This is a genomic window from Cryobacterium sp. MLB-32, from assembly GCF_000738085.1.
In the GTDB taxonomy this organism is placed as follows: domain Bacteria; phylum Actinomycetota; class Actinomycetes; order Actinomycetales; family Microbacteriaceae; genus Cryobacterium.
This window is the reverse complement of record NZ_JPRS01000328.1, coordinates 1-2149: the sequence shown is the minus strand read 5'-3', so window position 1 is coordinate 2149 and position 2149 is coordinate 1. Positions and strand designations below refer to the sequence as shown.

The following is a 2149-nucleotide window of genomic DNA, read 5'->3' as shown; positions in this document are numbered from 1 at the left end:
ACGAAGACAAAATCAGTGGCAAATTCAAGACCCGGCCAGGACTTGATGCTCTGCTGAAAGTAGCTCGACGCGGCGACACCATCACGGTCTCCTCCCTCGACCGTCTCGGCCGCACAGTGCTACATATCCTCCAAACGATCGAGGAGCTCGAACACCGTGGCATCTCCATCCACTCATTGAAGCCCGGGGAACAATTCGAGGGCGTCACCGGCAAGCTGGTACGCAACATCATGGCGTCGATCGCGGAATGGGAACGCGAGAACATTAACGAACGCGCCGCCGAAGCCCGAGCCGCACGAGAAGCCAAGGGACTGACAACGGGGCGTGCCAAGTCGGTGCTGATCCCCACGAAAATCGAGGCAGTCCGCACGTTGCGCGCCTCGGGTAAGACCATTGCCTACATTGTGAAGAACCAGGCGATGAGCCGCGCCAGCGTGTATCGCGCACTCGCTGAAACCAACGACTCGGCCGCCGGACCCGGGAAACACTGAAGAGACGATTATACGCGTCAATCGGTCCCAGTGGACTTCCCTCACGGCCGTCCGTGGCCGGAGCGTGCTGTGCAGGCGACTATGAACATTTGTGCAGACGACTTCGAAAAATGACACGCGCGGTCCACGGCGTATCGGTGGATCGAGAAGCGTTTCGTCCGCCTTCGTCTCGACGGCCGCACCGTGCGGCATTGCCAACGCCAGTTGCGCCTGAGTGAGGATCGGGCGCGTATGTTCGAGGCAAGCAGGCTGAAGCAGCTGCGGCGAGAGGCCAGTGCCGCGAGAGCGGCGCAGCACGCGGCCGTGCTCGCGTCTGGACCCTACGCCGGCCTGCTGCTCGCAGCTGAACTGACTGCACGTCAAGAGTGGTTGAACAATCGCAAGGAAAAGTACTGGCAGCTCATGCGCGACGGACTGAGCAATGCTGATGCCTGCAGACTACTGGGCATGAACCGAGCCTCCGGAACCCAACTGCGGCAAAACGCCGACTTCCACATCCCACGACTCACGGCCCGTCGAGAGTCAGCTGGCCGCTACCTTGAAGCGCGGGAGCGACTGCAAATCGCTGACCTGCTGCGCTTGGGCCAGTCGATGCGCGCGATCGCGGCGGCGCTGGGCCGGCAGCCGTCCACCATCTCCCGGGAGCTACGCCGACACCGCAGCGACGGCGGGCTTTACCTTCCCCGGACAGCTGATCATGACGCACGGCTGCAACGCGCCCGGCCCAAAGTCCCCAAACTCGTCTCAAACGTTCCGTTGCGGCTGTTGGTGCAACGCAAACTGAACCGGTGCTGGTCCCCGGACGAAATCTGCGGATGGATGAAGAAGCACTACCCCGACGATCAGACAATGCGCCTCTGCCCGGAAACGATCTACCGGGCATTGCTGCTCCGCGACGACTACGGCCTCCACAAACGTTTTGCCCTGAAGCTGCGAACCGGACGACGCATCCGCAAAACACGCTGGCGCCGCCGGATCGGGCGTGGATCCCGCATCATCAACATGACCATGATCGACAAAAGACCCGCCGAGGTCCAAGACCGCAAACAAGCCGGCCATTGGGAAGGCGATCTCATCGTCGGTCTTGGTTCTGTCTCGGCGATGGTGACCCTGCGAGAACGAACGACCCACTACGGCATCATCGTGAACCTGCCCAAGGATCACACTGCAGCCAGCGTCAACGCCGCCATCATCGACGTCTTCGCGACTCTGCCCCGTCACTTGAAACGCACGCTCACCTGGGACCAGGGCGTCGAATTGGCTTGGCACGAACAACTCACCCAAGCCACCGGAGTCCCTGTCTTCTTCGCGGAACGTTCCAGCCCCTGGCAGCGCGGCGCGAATGAGAACTTCAACGGGCTGGCCCGCCAGTACTTCCCGAAAGGAACCAATCTCGCCCTGCACCCCGCGAAACACGTCGCCAACGTCGTAAAAGAGCTCAACGAACGACCTCGGAAAACACTCAACTACGACACCCCCGCCGAACGACTCAAAGCCGAACGCGACACGCCGCCGACCAATTCGCGATAACGTCGAATTGCCCGGAAAACTGCCGGGTAATTACGCGTTCGTTGCGTCGATCATCAGAATCCGCCGTGCCATGCCGGGATTTCCTTACGCGACAGGGCAAACGCGACACGTTTGTTCAGACGAGGTGC

General features: G+C 61.3%; 2 protein-coding genes. Both read left to right on the top strand.

The genetic code is table 11. From position 1 onward, the window contains the following. Positions 1-491 (top strand): recombinase family protein (locus JF66_RS18200; protein WP_035880232.1); only part of this gene is annotated, 491 nt, incomplete at its 5' end. Positions 492-722: 231 nt separating this feature from the next. After that, on the top strand, positions 723-2021 hold the full coding sequence (locus tag JF66_RS18195; protein WP_051973739.1) for an IS30 family transposase: 1299 nt from the start codon (positions 723-725) through the stop codon (positions 2019-2021). Positions 2022-2149 lie beyond the last annotated feature (128 nt).

Coding starts and splice junctions, on each gene's coding strand:
- JF66_RS18195 (WP_051973739.1), top strand. CDS start 723: ATGTTCGAGGCAAGCAGGCTGAAGCAGCTGCGGCGAGAGGCCAGTGCC.